Annotated in this window: 10 protein-coding genes; 6 read left to right on the top strand and 4 right to left on the bottom strand. The window is 70.9% G+C overall.

What is annotated here, in order from left to right; translation table 11 throughout:
* Positions 1-53: 53 nt before the first annotated feature.
* Positions 54-3602 carry an exodeoxyribonuclease V subunit beta gene (gene recB / locus PA6_RS10650; protein ID WP_021700924.1) on the bottom strand — a complete coding sequence of 1183 codons (3549 nt, stop codon included), beginning with the start codon at positions 3600-3602 and terminating at the stop codon, positions 54-56.
* Positions 3599-6859 carry an exodeoxyribonuclease V subunit gamma gene (gene recC, locus PA6_RS10645; protein WP_021700923.1) on the bottom strand — a complete coding sequence of 1087 codons (3261 nt, stop codon included), beginning with the start codon at positions 6857-6859 and terminating at the stop codon, positions 3599-3601. The genes recB and recC overlap by 4 nt, the downstream gene beginning before the upstream one ends.
* Before the next feature lie 98 nt (positions 6860-6957).
* Between recC and PA6_RS10640 the strand changes: the two genes are divergently transcribed.
* The 6 genes from PA6_RS10640 to PA6_RS10615 all read left to right on the top strand — a co-directional run bounded on the left by PA6_RS10640 (position 6958) and on the right by PA6_RS10615 (position 15295).
* A complete protein-coding gene (locus PA6_RS10640) occupies positions 6958-8076 on the top strand; it encodes a PilT/PilU family type 4a pilus ATPase (RefSeq protein ID WP_021700922.1) in 1119 nt (372 codons plus the stop codon).
* 47 nt (positions 8077-8123) lie between these two features.
* Complete coding sequence (locus PA6_RS10635) at positions 8124-8453, top strand: hypothetical protein (RefSeq protein WP_021700921.1); 330 nt, start codon at positions 8124-8126, stop codon at positions 8451-8453.
* Between the two features lie 167 nt (positions 8454-8620).
* Complete coding sequence (locus PA6_RS10630; RefSeq protein WP_021700920.1) at positions 8621-10876, top strand: putative bifunctional diguanylate cyclase/phosphodiesterase; 2256 nt, start codon at positions 8621-8623, stop codon at positions 10874-10876.
* Positions 10873-12459, top strand: a complete 1587-nt coding sequence (locus tag PA6_RS24780; protein ID WP_021700919.1) for a methyl-accepting chemotaxis protein — start codon at positions 10873-10875, stop codon at positions 12457-12459. Before PA6_RS10630 ends, PA6_RS24780 begins: the two co-directional genes overlap by 4 nt.
* 99 nt (positions 12460-12558) lie before the next feature.
* On the top strand, positions 12559-14196 hold the full coding sequence (locus PA6_RS10620) for a Na/Pi cotransporter family protein (protein WP_021700918.1): 1638 nt from the start codon (positions 12559-12561) through the stop codon (positions 14194-14196).
* Positions 14197-14266: 70 nt separating this feature from the next.
* A complete protein-coding gene (locus PA6_RS10615; protein WP_021700917.1) occupies positions 14267-15295 on the top strand; it encodes a DUF5924 family protein in 1029 nt (342 codons plus the stop codon).
* A 58-nt stretch (positions 15296-15353) separates the two neighbouring features.
* Here the strand turns inward: PA6_RS10615 and PA6_RS24775 are convergent, their stop codons facing one another.
* Complete coding sequence (locus PA6_RS24775) at positions 15354-16970, bottom strand: methyl-accepting chemotaxis protein (protein ID WP_021700916.1); 1617 nt, start codon at positions 16968-16970, stop codon at positions 15354-15356.
* Positions 16971-17062: 92 nt separating this feature from the next.
* Complete coding sequence (hmpA, locus tag PA6_RS10605; protein WP_021700915.1) at positions 17063-18244, bottom strand: NO-inducible flavohemoprotein; 1182 nt, start codon at positions 18242-18244, stop codon at positions 17063-17065.
* Positions 18245-18309: the final 65 nt, after the last annotated feature.

Here is an 18309-nt window from a genome sequence, read left to right as displayed (position 1 = left end):
CTGGATGCCTGGTGGATATTCGCTGCGCAAGATATCCACCCTACTCTCCTTGCTCATCGGGCCTCCTCCGCAAACAACCGATCCAGCGCATCCAGCAGCGCATCGCTCGGCCGGGCGAAGTACACGCCGGCCTGCGGCATGCCACGCAGGAACAGGTACCAGGCACCGCCCAGCTGCGCGTCGCCGAAGCCGGCCAGGCGCGTGCGCAGGAAACGGCGCAGCGCCACCAGGTAGATCAGGTACTGCAGGTGGTAGTGCTCGGCGGCGATGGCCTGCTCCAGGCGCTCGGCGCCGTAGTGCGCGGCGGTCGGGCCGAGCCAGTTGGACTTGTAGTCGAGGATGTACCAGCGCCCGGCGTGCTCGAAGGTCAGGTCGATAAAGCCTTTCAGATAGCCCTTCAGCTCGTCGAACTGCAGGCGCTCGGCGGCCTGGCGCATGGGTTCGGGCAGGCCAAAGGCCGGATCGGCCAGCAGCGCACGCAGGCGCTCCACCTCGAGCCGTTCGACCGGGAAGGTGAAGCCCAGCTCGGGCAGCCGCCGATTGGCCTGCAGCGCCGACAGACGCAGGCCCTGGCCATCCAGGTCGGTGTCCAGCACCGCCTGCAGCTGGGCGATGGCGATCGCGCCCCACAGCTCGGCATCGATACCGTGCTCCTGCAGGGCGAGTGGCACCAGCTGCTCCAGACTGCCCTTGCCGCGCATCCAGTCTTCCAGGATGGCGTGCAGGCAGGTGCCGGCGCGGGCGCCGCGCGGGAAGGCGAAGAAGCCGGCGCCCGGCTCGCTGGCATCGACCAGGGCCAGGGCGTCGCGGTCCGGCGCCTCCATGTGCAGGCCGGCGGCCAGCCCCGAGAAGCTGCCGATGCGCCAGGCGCTGTGCAGGCTGCGCTCGAACAGCTGCTGAGCCTGTGGCGGCTCGGCGCGGCCCGTGCCGGCGGCCCGGGCTTCCTCGGTGAGCGGGGCGAGGCGGGCGATCAGGCCGGCGCTGCTGCCGGCCAGCTCATCCAGTTCGTCAGCCAGGGCCGGGCCTTCCTGGCCCGCCAGATGAGTGGCCAGCTCGCCCAGGGCATCGTCACCGGGCAGCTCGCGGCCGTGCAGCAGCCAGGCCAGGGCGCTGCTGTGCAGGCCCTCGTCGGGCAGCGAACCGTCCTTCTTCGGCTTGGGCAGGGCGGCCGGGCCCCAGTGCAGCCACAGGCGATCGCGGGCGCGGGTCAGGGCCACGTAGGTCAGGCGCAGCTTCTCGGCGAAGCTTTCGCGCCGCGCCGCCTGCAGGCGCTGGTCCAGGCGCTCGCTACCCAGGTCGAGCAGCGGCTGGCCATCCTCGTCGTGGCAACGGGCGCTATCCGTATGCTGGCCGAGCAGGCGGCCGTCCCACAGGAAGGGGCAGAACACCAGCGGGTATTCCAGGCCCTTGGAGGTGTGGATGGTGACGATCTGCACCCGCTCGGCATCGCTTTCCAGGCGCAGCAGCGCATCCTCGCCGGTGCCCTCGCTGCCGCGCTGGGCGGCGAACCAGGCCAGCAGCGGCTCCAGCCCCGGGCGCTGCAGGCTCTCGGCCTGCAGCAGCTCGCCGAGGTGCAGCAGGTTGGTCAGCCGTCGCTCGCCATCGATGCCGGCCAGCAGGCGCTCGGCCACCCGCTCCTGGTCCAGCCAGGCGCGGAACACGCGCATAAAGCCCTGCTGCTGCCACAGCTGATGGTACTGCTCGGCAGCGGCGCGCTCGCGGTCCCATTCCTGCTCGACTTCCTGGCAGCGGGCAATCTGCGCCGCGTCGCGGCCCAGCAGGCGGGTAGCCAGGGCATAGCGCAGCACACCCTCGCGGCCCGGCTCGGCATAGGCGGCCAGCACCGCCGCCAGCTCCGCGGCCTCCTCGCTGTGCCACACGCTGTCACGGCCACGGCGCACACTGGGCACGCCGCGCGCGGCCAGCTCGGCGGCGACACTGGCGGCCTCGCGGTGGTTGCTGACCAGCACGGCGATATCGCCACCTTTCAGCGGCTTTCTGCCGCCATCTTCCTCGAAATAGGCGACACCTTGCGCACTGGCGGCGAGCAGGGCGGCGATCCGCCGCGCCGTGTCCAGCGCCGCCAGCTCGCCGGCACGGGCCTTGTTCAGCGCATCAAAGCCCAGCCAGACCAGGCCCAGCGGCGCGGCGCCATCCTGCTCGGGCAGCACCAGCGTGGCGCGCGACTTCTTGCCGGCGCTGACCGGCGGGTAGCTCAGTCCTTCCTCGGCAAAGGGCTGCGGGCGGGCGAACAGCTGGTTCAGCGCCTTGATCAGCGCGGGAGTGGAGCGGTAGTTGAAGGGCAGGTCGTACTGCCGCTCGGCAGCGTCGCGAGCCTGCAGGTAGGTGGCCAGGTCGGCACCGCGGAAGGCATAGATCGCCTGCTTGGGGTCACCCACAAAGCAAAGATCACCACCGTCGCGGTAGACCCGGTCGAAGATGGCGTACTGGATCGGGTCGGTGTCCTGGAACTCGTCGATCAGCGCCAGCGGGTACTGCTCGCGCAGGCGCGCGGCCAGGTCTTCGCCGGCCGTGCTGTGCAGGGCCTGGTCGAGGTTGTTGAGCAGGTCATCGAAGGCCAGCAGGCGCTGCGCCGCCTTGCGCTGCGGCAGCTCGACGTTGAGGCGGTCGAGCAGCTCGACCTGCAGGGCGATCAGCTTCTGCTTGCCGGCCGGCAGGGCGCTTTCCAGCGCCGCGCCAAGGACATCCAGGGCCTCGGCGACGGCGCTGTGTGGCGCGTCATGGCCCTTCTTGGTGGCCTTGAGCAGGGCGGCGGCGCCCAGCTTGGCCAGGCCGTCCGGCGCCTCGAACAGCGCCGCCGGGTCGGCGAAATAGGCGTCCAGCTCGGCCGACCACAGCGGCAGCTTGGCCGCCCTGTGCGTGCTCTGGCTGAGGCCGCCGTGCTCGCGCAGCACCTCGACCCAGGCGTAGCCCTCGGCGCGCCACAGCTCGGCGGCGGCCTGCCAGGCGGCGCTGGCGGCCTGCAGCTCGGCCTCGCCCACGCGCTCGCGTGGCTCGACGCGCAGGTACGGCTTGCCCAGGTGGCTGCGCAGGGCCTGGCGCAGGGTCGCGGGGGTGACTTTCTGCTTGGCCAGGTAGCGCGCCCAGGCCGGGTCGGCGCCGGCCAGCACATGGCGCCAGGCGTCGCCGAGCAGGGCATCGAGCACTTCGCGGTCGTCCTGGGTCAGCTCGGCGTCGAAGTCGCCGCCGGCCTCGAAGGCCGAGTCCTGCAGGGCGCGCTGGCAGAAGCCGTGGATGGTGAAGATCGCCGCCTCGTCGAACCCATGTACGGCCAGCAGCAGGCGCCGCCGTGCCGCCTCGCCGGGATGGCGGCGGTGCAGCTCATTGAGGAAGTCATCGCCACTCTGGCCACCCTCGTAGAGCGCCAGCAGCTCGGCCAGACGGGCGCGGATACGCTCGCGCAGCTCGGCGGTAGCCGCGGTGGTGTAGGTGACCACCAGGATCTGCCCGACCGACAGCTCGCGCTCCAGCAGCAGGCGGGCGTACAGCGCAGTCAGGGTCCAGGTCTTGCCGGTACCGGCGCTGGCCTCGATCAGCGAGCGGCCAGTGAACGGCGAATCGTGCAGGTTGAGGTCGTTCATTCGCCCTCCTCCTCGCCGCCAGCCAGGGCCTGCAGCGCCGGGCCCAGCAACTGCTCGGCCAGCTGCTCGAAGCGCTCGCCGAGCGGCTCGCGCTCGCGGAAGGCCAGGGCATACCAGGGGTCGAAGACTTCCCCGGCCAGCGGGCTGAACTCGGCGCCGAGCCAGGCGGCCTGGGCCTTGTCGCGGGCGGCGGCGATAGGCTCCTTGCGGCTCTTGGCGCTGGGGGTGACCAGCGCCTTGGCGAAGTCATAGCTGCTGCGGGTGATGAACGGCAGCGGCTCGCACAGCGCCTCGCGGTAGGCGGCCAGCCAGGGTTCGAGCAGTGCTGCGGGGTTGTCCAGCGGGCCGAGCTGCCAGTCGCCGGCCGGCGACACCAGCAGACTCTCGCGGGCGATGTCGGGAGTGGCGGCGACGTTGAGCAGCAGGTGGCGCAGCCAGAAGCCGGGCAGGTCGCGCGCGTCCGGCGCGCGCAGACGCCAGTCGAACAGGCCGCTGGAGGTCACTCCGTCGAGCCAGCCGTGCAGGCGCACGCCGGCCAGCTGGATATCCACCAGCAGCGGTTCCGGGCTCTCCTCGGGACGCGCCTCGAACAGACGCGGAGCGAAGGCGCGCACCGGGCCGCGCTGCTTGCCCCACAGGGCATGGCCCAGCTCGCCGGGCGGCAGCCAGCCGGCGGCGCGGGCCACGCGGCGCTCCTGCTCCTCGCTCCAGCCGCGCTCCACCGCCTGCAGCGCCAGCTGGCGCAGGCCGAGGTAGGCCGAGCGCTCCAGGCTGAAGGGTTCGTCTGCGGCGATGCCTTCCTCGGCATCGGCCAGGCGCAGGCCCAGGCGTTGCTCCAGGAGGAAACGCGCCGGGTGGCGGAAGCACAGCAGCAGCTGGCTGGGTTCGATGGTCAGCCAGTCCTGGCCTGGCTCGGGCAGGCGCTGGATAAAGGCTGGCGGCTCGAGCAGCGGCGCCTCGGCCAAACGCCGGGCGGCGCGGAACCAGGCGCTGGCAAAGCCCTGGCGCGGGCCGCTGCGCTCGAAGTTGCCGGGGGCGAAGGGCTGCAGCGGGTGTTCGACGGTGATGCGGGCGCTGGCCTTGTACTCACCCTGGGTCGCGGTCAGATCGACCGCCTCCAGCAGCTCGCTGACCAGCACCGAGGGCGGCAGCTCGGCGTTGTCGCGCGGGTCGCGGCCGACATAACTCAAATACAGACCGTCGCGGGCGCTGAGCAGGGTTTCCAGAAACAGGTAGCGGTCGTCCAGGCGGCGCGCGCGGTCACCACGGCGTGGGCGCTTGGCGATCAGGTCGAAGCCGGCGGCCGGGGTGCGCCGGGGCAGGGCGCCGTCGTCCAGGCCGAGCAGGCAGACCAGGCGGAACGGCAGGCTGCGCATCGGCACCATGGTGCAGAAGGTCACCGCGCCGGTGAGGAAGCCCGAGGCGCCGCTGCCGCTCTCCAGCGCCGCGCCGAGCTGCTGGCGCACCAGCGCCAGTTCCACCGGGCGGGTGATGCCGGCGTCCGTGGCCTGGCGGCCCAGCGCCGCGCAGGCCTGGCTGAGCAGGAGCAGGGTGTCGCCGGACTCGCGCTCGTCGAACAGCGCATCGACCAGGCCCTGCAGCTCCAGCGCCCAGTCGGCCAGGGGGCGGGCACGCTGCAGGCGCTCGGCCAGCCCGGCGAGCAGCTCGACGAAGGCGCACAGGCGCCCGAGCAGCTGCGCGCGCGCGCCTTCCAGGGCATCCAGCGGCCAGCTGTCACCGAGCAGCGGCAGGTCGTCGCCGGCCAGCTGCGGCGGCGCGGCGAAACCCAGCAGCAGGCGATCCAGGCCCTGGCGCCAGGTGAAGGCATCGTCGGCCGGCAGGTCGAGCGCGGCGCGGTGCTGGCCGTCGCGGCCCCAGCGCACGCCGGCCTGGCGCAGCCAGTCGCGCAGCAGCGGCAGGTCCTCGGGCTCGATGCCGGCGCGGCGGGCGATGGCCGGCTGTTCCAGCCAGGCGAGGATTTCCTCGGCGGCGAAACGGCTTTCCGGCAGGCTGAGCAGGCCGAGGAAGGCCTCGATCAGCGGCGTCTCGGCGCGCAGGCTGCGGTCGGCCAGGCTGTAGGGCACATAAGGCGAGCCTTCGCGGCGAGCGAACACGGCCTCGATAAAGGGCGCGTAGCGCTCGATGTCCGGGGTCAGCACCACCACCTGGTCCGGGCTCAGGCGCGGGTCGGCGGCAAAGCGCGCCAGCAGCTGGTCATGCAGGATTTCCACCTCGCGCAGCGGCGAGTGGGCGATATGCAGCTCCAGCGAGCGGTCGTCGGCGCGCAGCGCCAGGCGCTCATCGGGGGTGCGGGTGCGCAGGCGCAGGATGTCGTTCTGCAGCGCATGCAGCAGGCTGTCGTCGGCCAGCTCGGCGTCCTGCGGGTAGATGCCGTGCTCCTCGGCGATCTGCCCGAGCAGGCTGTCGAAGAAGTCGCGGCCCTGCTTGCCCAGACTGGCCAGCAGCGGGTGGCCAACGTCCAGGTACCAGTCATCCGGGCTGACCTCGGATTGCGCCAGCTCGCGCACGTCGCGGATCTCGCCCCAGGCCTCGCGACACGGGTTGAGGGCGCAGATCACCACGTCCGTGTGCCGCGCCAGGCCCTCCAGCACGCGCAGGTGGTGCGGCGGCAGCGAGCTGATGCCGAACACCAGCAGGCGCTCGGGCAGACCCTCGATGACAGCATCGCCGTGCAGGCGCGCCAGCAGCTCGCCGAGCAGACGCGCGCGGTGCGGGTGGCCGTCCTTGGTCAGCTCGGCCCAGAGCAGCGCCTGCCAGGCTTCGTCCGGGCCCAGGTCGCACAGCTCGCCGCGCTCCCAGGCGGCCAGCCAGTCGTCACGGTAAAGCAGGTACTGGTCGAACACGTCAGCGATCTTCGCCGCCAGGGCCAGGCGGCGGCGCTCGTCAGCGCCTTGCAGATAACGTTCGAGGCGCTCGGCGCGGGCCAGGTTGGCCGGCTCGCACAGCCAGTCGTAGAGGCGCCAGGTCATCGCCTGCGGGTTGAACGCCGACTGCTCCGGCAGGGCGCCGAGCACCTGGCGCGCCACGGCCCAGACAAAGCTGGACGGCAGCTGCACCTCCAGGTGCATGGCGATGCCCTGCTCGCGCGCCAGCTGCAGGGTCAGCCAGCGACCGATGCCCTGGCTCGGCACCACCACCCGCGCCGGCGCCAGCACATCGGCCTGCGGCTGGGCGAGCAGGCGGCAGGCGAGGGCGCCGAGGGTTTCCAGGTCGGGGGCGTGGTACAGGCTGAGCATGGGCGGGCTTCCGGACAATGGCCGCTAGGGTAGCAGGGTCGCGGAGCCGGGGCAGCCGGGGCTATCCTTGCCCGGCCAACCGATGCGGAGCCCGCCCCATGTCCGAGCCCAGCCTGGATGTCTTCGACTACCTGCAGCGCATGCGCGAGCTGCAGGCCTCCGACCTGTTCCTCAGCGTCGGCGCGCCGGCCCACGCCAAGGTCGAAGGGCACAGCCAGGCCCTCGACGAACGCGTGCTGGGCCCCGGCGAGGTCAAGCAGATGGCCTACCAGCTGCTCAGCCAGAAGCAGATCGCCGAGTTCGAGCGCGATCTGGAGCTGGACCTGGCGGTGAGCATGAGCAATCAGGGGCGCTTTCGCGCCAACCTGTACTACCAGCGCGGCGAAGTGGCCATGGTGGTACGCCTGATCAAGAGCGAGATTCCCGACTTCGAGCACCTCGGCCTGCCGAAGATGCTGGAAAAACTGGCCATGCAGGACCGCGGTCTGATCCTGGTGGTCGGCGCCGCCGGCTCCGGCAAGTCGACCACGCTGGCGGCGATGATCGACTTCCGCAACCGCCACAAGGGCGGCCATATCCTGTGCATCGAGGACCCCATCGAGTTCCTCCACAGTCACCAGCTGTCCATCGTCGACCAGCGCGAGGTCGGCCTCGACACCCACAGCTTCGAGGAGGCCCTGCGCCACGTGCTGCGCGAGGCGCCGGACGTGATCATGCTCGGCGAGATCCGCGACGCCGCGACCATGCAGCACGCCCTGCACTACGCCGAGACCGGCCACCTGTGCCTGGCCACCCTGCACGCCACCAGCAGCAGCCACGCCATCGAGCGCATCGTGCGCTTCTTCCCCGACGGCGCGCGCAAGCAGGTGCTGGCCGACCTCGCGCACAACCTCCTGGCGGTGGTCGGCCAGCGTCTGGTGCCGGGCCTGGCGCAGAAGCGCGTGGCGGCGGTGGAGCTGATGCTCGGCACGCCCTATATCCGCGACCTGATCCAGCGCGACGAACTGGAGCAGCTGCGCGAGGCCACCGCGCGTGCGGCCGAGCAGGGCCTGCAGACCTTCGACCAGCACCTGTTCGCCCTAGTCGAGGGCAAGCGCATCGGCCTGGCCGAGGCGCTCAAGTTCGCCGACTCGCGCACCGACCTGAGCCTGCGCTTCAAGCTGGAGCGCGGCTTCGGCGCCGACGACAGCGAGCGCAAGGTGTTGCGCGACGGCTGATTGGCGTGCCGTTGACCCCGATCAATGGCCCTTCGCCAGCAGCGGCTATGGTGCGCGCTCCCTGGACCACATCGCCCACCGCCATGCCCTGCCCGACCGCGCGCATCGCCTGCAGCGACCCGCAACTGGCCACGCACCTGCGCCGCCTGTTCGGGGACTGCGAGGTGATCGAAGACCCCCGCCACTGCAGCCAGGCACCACTGTGCCGCTGGCTGGACGATGCCCCGCTGGGCCCCGCCGGCGACGTGCAGGCCGCCCTGGCGGAAGCCGTCGCCACCCTGGAACGCACCCGCCACGCCTTCCGCTCGCCCGAGCTGGGCCAGCTGCGCCGGCGCCTGGAGCAACTGCTGGTCGAATTGTCAGCGCCCACCGAATAAGGTAGAAACGGCACAGATTGAGGTTCCGCCACAGGCGGGAACCGGCTTTGCCGGGCAGGACGAACGGGCCTGCAAGACGAAGCGCCGCGACGTCGCATTCAGCCGAATGCGCCGTGCGGCGCTTTTTTTGTGCCCGCAGAAAAACAACAACGCAAAAAGGGAATGTCATGGATTCAGCGCAAGTACTGCGCCAGCTGATGCGCCGCATCGGCCTGGACCGCGAGGAAGTCGACGAGCGCTGCCGCCTGCTCGACTGGCAGGCGCGCGATGGCGAGCGGCTGAACCAGGCCGCGGCGGCGATGGACGGGGCGCACCGGCAGTTCGTCGAGCGCCTCTACCAGCACCTCGGGACCTTTCCCGGGCCGGCCGGCCTGCTCGCTGCCGAACAGGTGCTGACACGCCTCAAGCACCGCCAGCTCGACTACTACCAGCGCCTGTGGCACGGCCCCTACGACCGCGACTACCTGACCGGGCGCCTGCATGTCGGCCTGATCCACCAGCGCGCCGGGGTCGAGCCCAAGTGGTACCTGGCCGCCTACCGCCTGTACCTGGAACAGATGAGCCACGAGCTGTTCGCCGCCCACCCGCAGCAGGCGCTGTTCGCCAGCCTGCTCAAGGCGGTGTTCTTCGACATGACCCTGGCCATCGACACCTACGGCGCCGCCCAGCGTCAGGCCCTGGAAGACAGCGAGGCGCGCTTTGCCCGCGCCCTGCGCGGCGCCCACGACGGTCTGTGGGACTGGCACCTGGAGCACGACCGGCTGTACGTCTCGGAGCGCTGGGCCGGCATGCTCGGCCTCAGCCGCGACGGCCTCGGCGAGAGCAGCGCGGCCTGGCTCTCGCGGGTCCACCCGGACGACCTGCCGGGCCTGCGCCAGGCCATCGACGCCCACCTGGCCGGCAGCACCGCGCAGCTGCACCACGAATATCGCCTGCGCCGCCAGGACGGCGGCTATCTCTGGGTGCTGGCCCGCGGCGTCGCCGAGCGCGACCACGAGGGCCAGCGGCGCATGGCCGGCTCGCAGAGCGACATCAGCGCGCGCAAGGCGGTGGAACAGCAGCTGCGCCACGCCGCCCGCCACGATCCGCTGACCGGCCTGGCCAACCGCCTGCGCCTGGACGAGCTGCTGCAGCAGGCCCTGCAGCAGCTCGGCAAGCCCGGTGCGCGCGAGGCCGCGCTGCTGTTCGTCGACCTCGACCGCTTCAAGCTGATCAACGACAGCCTCGGCCATCAGACCGGCGACCGCGTGCTGGTGGAAGTCGGCCGGCGCCTGCAGCAGTGCCTGCGCCCCGGCGATCACCTGGCGCGCTTCGGCGGCGACGAGTTCGTCGTGCTGCTCACCGACCTGGCCTGCGGCAGCGATGCCGAGCAGGTCGCCCAGCGCATGCTCGACACCCTGCACCAGCCGCTGCACCTGGGCGAGCAGACCCTGGTGGTCAGCGCCAGCATCGGCATCGCCACGCTGCCGGCGCACACCGCTGCCGAGCAGGCGCTGCAGGCCGCCGACCTGGCGCTGTACCGCGCCAAGCAGGCCGGCAAGGCGCAGTTCGCCCGCTACAGCCAGGAACTGCAGGCCGCCGCACGGCGCCAGCTGGAGCTGGAAAGCGCGCTGGGCCAGGCCCTGGAGCGCGACGAGTTCGTCCTGCATTACCAGCCGATCTGCCGCATCGACCAGGGCCAGTCGCGCCTGGTCGGGGTCGAGGCGCTGCTGCGCTGGCGACATGCCGGGCGGCTGATCGCACCACAGGAGTTCATCGCCTCGCTGGAAGAGTCCGGCGAGATCCTCCGCGTCGGCGACTGGGTACTGCGCCAGGCCTGCCGCCAGGTACGCGCCTGGCAGCTGGCCGGGCAGGGCCAGCTGCGCTGTGCGGTCAACCTGTCCAGCCGCCAGCTGCAGCAGGAAGACTTCGTCGCCCGCCTCACCGACATCGTCATGGACAGCGGCCTGGCGCCCTCCAGCCTGGTGCTGGAGATCACCGAGAGCCAGCTGATGCAGGACTGCACCAGCACCCTGATCGCCCTGCGCGAGCTGGGCAGCCTGGGCGTGCGCCTGGCGCTGGACGACTTCGGCACCGGCTATTCCTCGCTGGGCTATCTCAAGCGCTTCCCGCTGCACATCCTCAAGGTCGACAAGAGTTTCATCGGCGGCAGCGATGCCGAGTCGCGGGCGATCAGCCGCGCCATCATCGGCCTGGGTCGCAGCCTCGGCCTGGAGGTGGTGGCCGAGGGCGTGGAGCGCGACGAGCACCTCGACTTCCTGCGCCGCGAGCGCTGCAGCCTGGCCCAGGGCTACTGGTTCAGCCGGCCGCGCCCGGCCGCCGAGCTGCAGCGCCTGTTCGCCGGCGAGGACTGCTTCGAAGGACTCTGGTGCCTGCTGCCCGAACGATCTGCTAGCCAACCCTGCCAGGACTCTCAAGCATGAAAATCAACCTGCCGGTCAGCCAGCGCGAGGTCGCGGTGGGCCCGCGCGCCAACATCCTTTCGACCACCGACCTGAAGGGCGTGATCACCTACGTCAACCCGGACTTCATCGCCATCAGCGGCTATGAAGAAGACGAGCTGCTCGGCCGCAGCCACAACCTGGTGCGCCATCCGGACATGCCGCCGGCGGCCTTCGCCGACCTGTGGCGTACGCTCAAGGCCGGCCGTTCGTGGATGGGCCTGGTGAAGAACCGCTGCAAGAACGGCGACCACTACTGGGTCAGCGCCTTCGCCACGCCGGTGATCCGCGACGGCGCGGTGGTGGAGTACCAGTCGGTGCGCAGCCAGGCCGGCGCGCAGCGGGTGGCCCGCGCCGAGCCGCTGTATGCCGAGCTGAGCGCCGGCCGCACGCCACGCGTGCTGCGCCGGCCACGCCTGGACAGCGCCAGCAGCCTGGCCCTGCTGGTGGGTGCGGCGCCGCTCGCCGCTGCGCTGTTGCTCGGGCTGGCCGGCGCTCTGCCGCTGCTGCCGGCCCTGGGCGGCGGCGCACTGTTCGGCGCCGGCCTGGCCGCCCTGGTGCGCTGGCGCCTGCAACCGCTGGTGGCGCTGAGCCGCGAGGCCCGGCGCATCGCCGACAACCCGCTGAGCCAGTGGGTATACTGCGGCCGCAACGACAGCTTCGGGCAGATCGCCTTCGCCCTGCGCAGCCTGGAGGCGGAATCGGGCGCCATGGTCGGGCGCATCGCCGACTCGGCGCGCCAGCTCAACGAGGATGTTGGCGAACTGGCGGCGGCGGTGGACTGCAGCCGCGGCGCCAGCGTGCAGCAGCAGCGCGAGACCGAGCAGGTGGCCAGCGCGGTGGAGCAGCTGGCCGCCAGCGTGCAGGAGGTGGCGCGCCATGCCCAGCTCAGCGCCAGCGCCGCCGAGGCCAACCAGGCCACCGACAGCGGCCTGCGCCAGGTGGAGCAGACCCGCCGGCAGATCGCCGCGCTGGCCGACGAGGTGCTGCAGGGTAATCAGGTGATCCAGCGCCTGCAGGCGCACAGCCAGGAGATCGACCAGGTCATCGAGGTGATCCACGGCATCGCCGAGCAGACCAACCTGCTGGCGCTCAACGCCGCCATCGAGGCGGCGCGCGCCGGCGAGGCCGGACGCGGCTTCGCCGTGGTGGCCGACGAAGTGCGCGGGCTGGCCAGCCGCACCCAGCAATCCACCGCGCAGATCCAGACCATCATCGAGCGCCTGCAGCAGGGCACCACGGCGGCGGTAGCCGCCATGCAGCGCAGCCAGATGCAGGCCGAGGGCAGCGTCGACAACGCCCTGCAGGCGGCCGAGGCGCTGAGCGGGATCAACCTGCAGGTAGAGGCCATCAGCGGCATGAGCCTGCAGATCGCCACCGCGGTGGAGGAGCAGAGCGCGGTGGGCGAGGACATCCAGCGCAACCTCGACGGCATCCGCGAGGCCGGGCAGAGCACGGTGGCCGCCAGCGGCCGCAGCCGCCACAGCGCCGAGCACGTGGCCAGCCTGGTCGAGCGCCTGCAGCTGCTCGCCGAGCAGTTTCGCGGCAATGCGCAACGCGGCTGAAGCGGGCGTCGCCGCGCCCGCCGGCGATCTACACTGACAGCAAACGGGAGGGCGTCGGGAAACCGCACCTAGAAGAAGAGCGAGCCACGAGGCTGCGCCATGCTCACCCTGCTCAACCTGCTGTCTGCCATCGCCCTGCTGGTGTGGGGCACCCACATCGTGCGCACCGGCATCCTGCGCGTGTACGGCTCGCAGCTGCGGCGCATCCTCAGCCACAGCGTGGCCCGCCGCCCGCAGGCGTTCGCCGCCGGCATCGGCGTCACCGCCCTGGTGCAGAGCAGCAACGCCACCGCCCTGCTGGTCACTTCGTTCGTCGCCCAGGGCCTGATGGCGCTGCCACCGGCGCTGGCGATCATGCTCGGCGCCGATGTCGGCACGGCGCTGATGGCGCGGGTGCTGACCCTCGACCTGGCCTGGCTGTCGCCGCTGCTGATCTGCGCTGGAGTGGTCCTGTTCCTCTCGCGCAAGCAGAGCCGCGCCGGGCAAATCGGCCGCGTGGCCATCGGCCTCGGCCTGCTCCTGCTGGCCCTGCAACTGATCGTCGAGGCGGCGCGGCCGATCGCCGAATCCAACAGCATCGAGGCGCTGTTCGCCTCGCTGACCGGCGACCTGCTGCTGGACGCCCTGGTCGGCGCGCTGTTCGCCATCCTCACCTATTCCAGCCTGGCCGCCGTGCTGCTCACCGCGACGCTGGCCGGCAGCGGCATGATCAGCCTGCCGGTGGCGATCGGCTTGGTCATCGGCGCCAATGTCGGCAGCGGCGTGCTGGCCCTGCTGAGCAGCAGCATGCAGTCCGCCGCCGGCCGCCGCGTGGCACTCGGCAGCCTGCTGTACAAGCTGCTCGGCCTGCTGCTGGTGCTGCCCCTGGTTGAGCCGCTGGTGCACTGGATGAGCGGGCTGGGCTGGTCGGCGGCCAACCTGGTGATTACCTTCCACCTCGCCTACAACAGCCTGCGCTGCCTGCTGATGCTGCCCAGCGTGGGGCTGATGGCGCGCCTGTGCAGCCTGCTGCTGCCCGAACGGGTGCAGGACAACGGCGTGGCCAAGCCGCGCCACCTCGACCGCGCGGCGCTGGACACACCGAGCCTGGCACTGGCCAACGCGGTGCGCGAAACCCTGCGCATCGGCGATCTGGTCGAGCAGATGCTCGCCCACCTGCTGGAGGTGCTGCGTGCCGATTCGGCCGAGGCCGCGCAGCAGGTGCGCAAGCTCGACGACGACGTCGATGCCCTGTACGGCGCGGTCAAGCTGTACCTGGCGCAGATGCCACGCGACTACCTGCCGGCCCACGACAGCCGGCGCTGGGCCGAGATCATCGAGCTGGCGGTGAACCTGGAACACGCCGGCGACCTGATCGAACAGATGGCAGGCAAGCTGGACAGCCACAAGCGCGCCCGCCACCACTTCTCCAGCGACGGCCTGGCCGAGCTGACCACCCTGCACGGCCTGCTTGCCGGCAACCTGCGCCTGGGCCTCAACGTGTTCCTCAACGGCAACCGCGACAACGCCCGCCGCCTGCTGGAGGAGAAGCAGCGCTTCCGCCAGGAGGAGCGCCGCCTGGCCCATGCCCATGTCGACCGCCTGGCCCAGCAGGTGGTGCAGAGCATCGAGACCAGCGCCCTGCATCTGGAGCTGATCGCCGACATGAAGCGCCTCAACTCGCTGTTCTGCAGCAGCGCCTACGCCCAGCTGGAGGCTCTGGCGCCAGCGCCCGGCGACCCGCAGACACAGCGTTGAGACGCGGCCTGACGGCACGCGGGGCGGCTGGTATCCTGCCGCCCCTGTCGTCACCACCTCGCGCTCCCCGATGCCGCACTGGAAGCCCCACCTGCTCCGCCTGCTCGCCCTGCTGCAACGCTACCCCGGGCTGATCGCCGCCTTCGGCTTCTGCTCCGGCGTGGCCAGCTTCATCCTGGTCGACCGCCAGGCCGGGGTGGGCAAGGTGATCGCCGTGCTGATGCTGCTGAGCTGGGCCTGGCTGCTGCTCGAGGGCCTGCTGACCCGCAGCGCGACGCGCTGGCTGGGCATCGAGGTGCCACCGCTGCTGCTGCGCTACCTGACCCAGCTGATCCACCAGGAAAGCCTGTTCTTCGCCCTGCCGTTTTTCTTCGTCACCACCGCCTGGAACAGCGGCCAGGCGCTGTTCACCGGCCTGCTCGGCGCCGCCGCGCTGCTCGCCATCACCGACCCGCTGTACTACAAGTGGCTGGCCGCGCGGCGCTGGCTGTACCTGAGCTTCCACACCCTGGCGCTGTTCGCCGTACTGCTGGTGGCGCTGCCGCTGATCGTCCACCTGACCACCGCCGAGAGCTATCGCCTGGCCCTGGGCGTGGCCCTGGTAGTGGCGCTGCCCAGCCTCGGCAGCAGCCTGCGCATCCAGCGCTGGTGGCGCTGGCCGGTGCTGGCCGGCCTGCTCCTGACGCTCGGCCTGGGCGCCTGGCTGGCGCGGCCCTGGGTGCCACCGGTGACCCTGTGGCTGACCCAGGTGGCGGTCACCGCCGAACTGCAGCAGCGCAACCCCGGGCGCAGCCTGGAGCGGGTCGAGGTCGCCCAGCTGCGCCAGGCTGGGCTTTACGCCTACACCGCGATCAGCGCGCCACGTGGCCTCAACGAGCGCATCTACCACGTGTGGAAGCGCGACGGCGTGGAGATGGACCGCATCGCCCTGGATATCCACGGCGGGCGCAAGGCCGGTTACCGGGCCTGGACGCACAAGCGCAACTTCCCGGCGCAGGCCGCCGGCGACTGGCAGGTGCAGGTGGTCACCGAGGCCGGGCAGCAGATCGGCGTGCTGCGCTTTGTCGTGACCGACCAGGCCGGCACCGTCCGCCCGTAGGCAATCCGGGGCGGAGTCGCCGTCCGGTCCCGGGCTGCAGCAGCCAGGCGGCCGCCACCTAGAGGCGGAAGCGCTGCACCATGCCGTTGAGGTCGGTGGCCAGGCGTGCCAGCTGGTCGCTGGCCACCGAGGTCTCGTGGGCGCCGGTGGCGTTCTGTGCGGCGATGTCGCGAATGGCCACCAAATTGCGATCGACCTCGCGCGCCACCTGCGCCTGTTCCTCGGCGGCACTGGCGATCACCAGGTTCATCTCGTTGATCTGGCTGACCCGCTGGGCGATCTGCTCCAGCGCGTTGTCCGCCTCGCTGGCCATGGCGCTGCTGCGGCTGGCGTAGGTGCTGCTCTCGCCCATGGCGTCGACCGACTCGCGGCTGGCGCTCTGGATCGCGCTGATCATCCGTTCGATTTCCTGGGTCGAGCTCTGCGTGCGCTGCGCCAGGGCGCGCACCTCGTCGGCGACCACGGCGAAACCGCGACCCTGGTCGCCAGCGCGTGCCGCCTCGATGGCGGCGTTCAGCGCCAGCAGGTTGGTCTGCTCGGCGATGGTACGGATCACTTCCAGCACGCGGCCGATGGCAATGGCCTCCTCGGCCAGGCGGGCGATGGTGCTGGAGGTGTTCTCCAGGCGCTGGCTGAGCTGGTCGATGGTGCTGCGCGTGGTGCTCACCTGCTGGCGCCCGGCCTCGGCGCTCTGCTCCGCCTCGCGCGAAGAGTCGGAGGTGAGGTTGGCGTTGCGCGCCACCTCGTCCACGGCGGCGGACATCTCGGTCACGGCGGTGGCGGCCATCTCGATCTCGTCGTTCTGCCGGGTGATGCCCTGGGACGAATCCTCGGTGACCGCATGCAGCTCCTCAGCGGCCGAGGCCAGCTGGGTGGCGGCGCTCTGGATGCCCTGCAGGGTGTCGCGCAGGCTCTCCTGCATCTGTTTGAAGGAGGCCTGCACGGCGGTGATCTCGTCGCTACCGCTGCACTGCACCGGCTCGCGCAGGTCACCGGCGGCATTGCGCGCCACCACCTCGCGCAGCTCGGACAGGCGCAGGTTGATGCCGCGGCTCATCGACCAGGCCTGCAGGCCGCCGCCGATCAGCAGCAGCGCGAGCAGCCCGGCGACCAGATTGAAGTTGCGCTGGTACAACGCCACGCCGGCCTGGTACTGGCGCTCGGACTCGTGCAGCTGCACCTCGATCAGCTTGGCGAACTGCTCGGACAGCGGGTCGATGGAGGGATACAGCTCCTTGGCGGTGAAGCTCGCCAGGGCCTGCTGGTCACCGGCGGCGAGCAGGGTTCCGAGTCGTCTCAGCGGCTCATCGGCCTTCTGCATCAGCGGCTCGATCTGGGCGATCAGGCGCTTTTCGTCGTCGATCAGGCTGGTGGCCAGGTAGGCCTTCCAGATCTGCTGGATGCGCTGCTGCGCGTCCTGCACCTGGCGCGCCGCCTCGGTCGGCGCCATGCCGCCGTCGCGCGCCTTGTGGCTGGCGTCGACGATATTCACCGCGTAGAGGTCGGAAATCAGCTTGAGGTCGCGCAGCGGCACCACGCGATCCAGGTAGACGCTGTTGAGGCCGTCGAGCACACCGCGCAGGCCGGTGAGGCCGGCGGCGCCGATGGCCAGGCTGCCCGCCATCATCAGGACGATGAGGACGAACAGCCTTGTCCGAATGGTCCAGTTGTTCATGGTCGGTCACCCGCATGAAGACAGGCGTATGCCTTTCACAACCATAGACCCATCCGGCCTGCAGCGCGCGGCCGGCGCGGCCGGCCAGGCGTTCAGTCCTGCAGCGCGGCGGCCGGGCCGAAGAACTCGTAGCGCGCCTGCGCCTCAGGCACCCCGAGCTCGCGCAAGTGGCGCTTGAGCATGGCCATGAAGGGTTTCGGGCCGAGGAAGTAGGCATCCACATCGCGCTCGGCCGGCAGCCAGCGCTGCAGCAGCTCAAGGCTCAGGCGGCCATGGGCATCGGCGCCGTCGCCGGCTCGCGCCTGCTCCAGGCAGTAGAAGCGCTGCAGTTGCGGATGGGCCGCGGCCAGCGCATCGACATGGGCGGCGAAGGCCTGCACCCCGGCATGCCGCGCGCAGTGGATGAAGCGGATCGGTCGACCGCTGGGCAGCGCCGCCTCCAACATGGCCAGCAGCGGAGTGATGCCGACGCCGGCACTGATCAGCACCAGCGGCTTGCGCGAGGCACTCAGGGTGAAATCGCCGGCCGGGGCAAACAGCTCCAGCTCATCGCCCTCGCGCACCTGCTCATGCAGATGGCTGGAGACCCGGCCACCGGGCTCGCGCTTGACGCTGATGCGGTACTCGTGGCCGTTCGCCGCCTGCGACAGCGAGTAGTTGCGCCGCACCTCTTCGCCATCCAGGCACAGGCGCAGGCCGATGTACTGGCCGGGAATGAAGTCGAGCAGGGCGCCGCCATCGGCTGGCTGCAGGTGGAAGGAGGTGATCTCCTCGCTCTCGCGCACCTTGCCCACCACGCGGAAGGCACGCCCGCCGCGCCAGCCGCCAGTCGCCCGTGCGGTGGCGGCATAGACCTCCTCCTCGGCGCCGATCAGCAGGTCGGCCAGCTGCCCGTATGCGGCAGCCCAGGCGGCGATCACCGCGTCGGTCGCCACCTCGGCGCCGAGCACCTCGCGGATGGCGCGCAGCAGGCAGCTGCCGACGATCGGGTAGTGCTCGGGGAGGATCTGCAGCGATACGTGCTTCTGCACGATCTGCCCAACCAGCGGGCCGAGCGCCTGCAGGCGATCGATGTGCTTGGCGTACATCAGCACGCCATTGGCCAGCGCGCGCGGCTGGTCGCCGCTGGCCTGGTGCGCCTGGTTGAACAGCGGGCGCACCTGCGGGTACTCGGCGAGCATGATGCGGTAGAAGTGGGTGGTCAGCGCCTCGCCGCCGGCTTCCAGCAGGGGCACCGTGGACTTGACGATGGCGATGTGTTCGTTGGACAACATATAAGATCCTCTTGCACGCAGGGTTATTCTGCCCTTGGCATACCAGGAATCGTGCCAGAATTATT

Origin of the sequence: Aquipseudomonas alcaligenes NBRC 14159, assembly GCF_000467105.1 — a bacterium.
In the GTDB taxonomy this organism is placed as follows: Bacteria; Pseudomonadota; Gammaproteobacteria; order Pseudomonadales; family Pseudomonadaceae; genus Aquipseudomonas; species Aquipseudomonas alcaligenes.
Note: the sequence above shows the minus strand (reverse complement) of the source record. Positions and strands in the feature narration are given on the sequence as shown.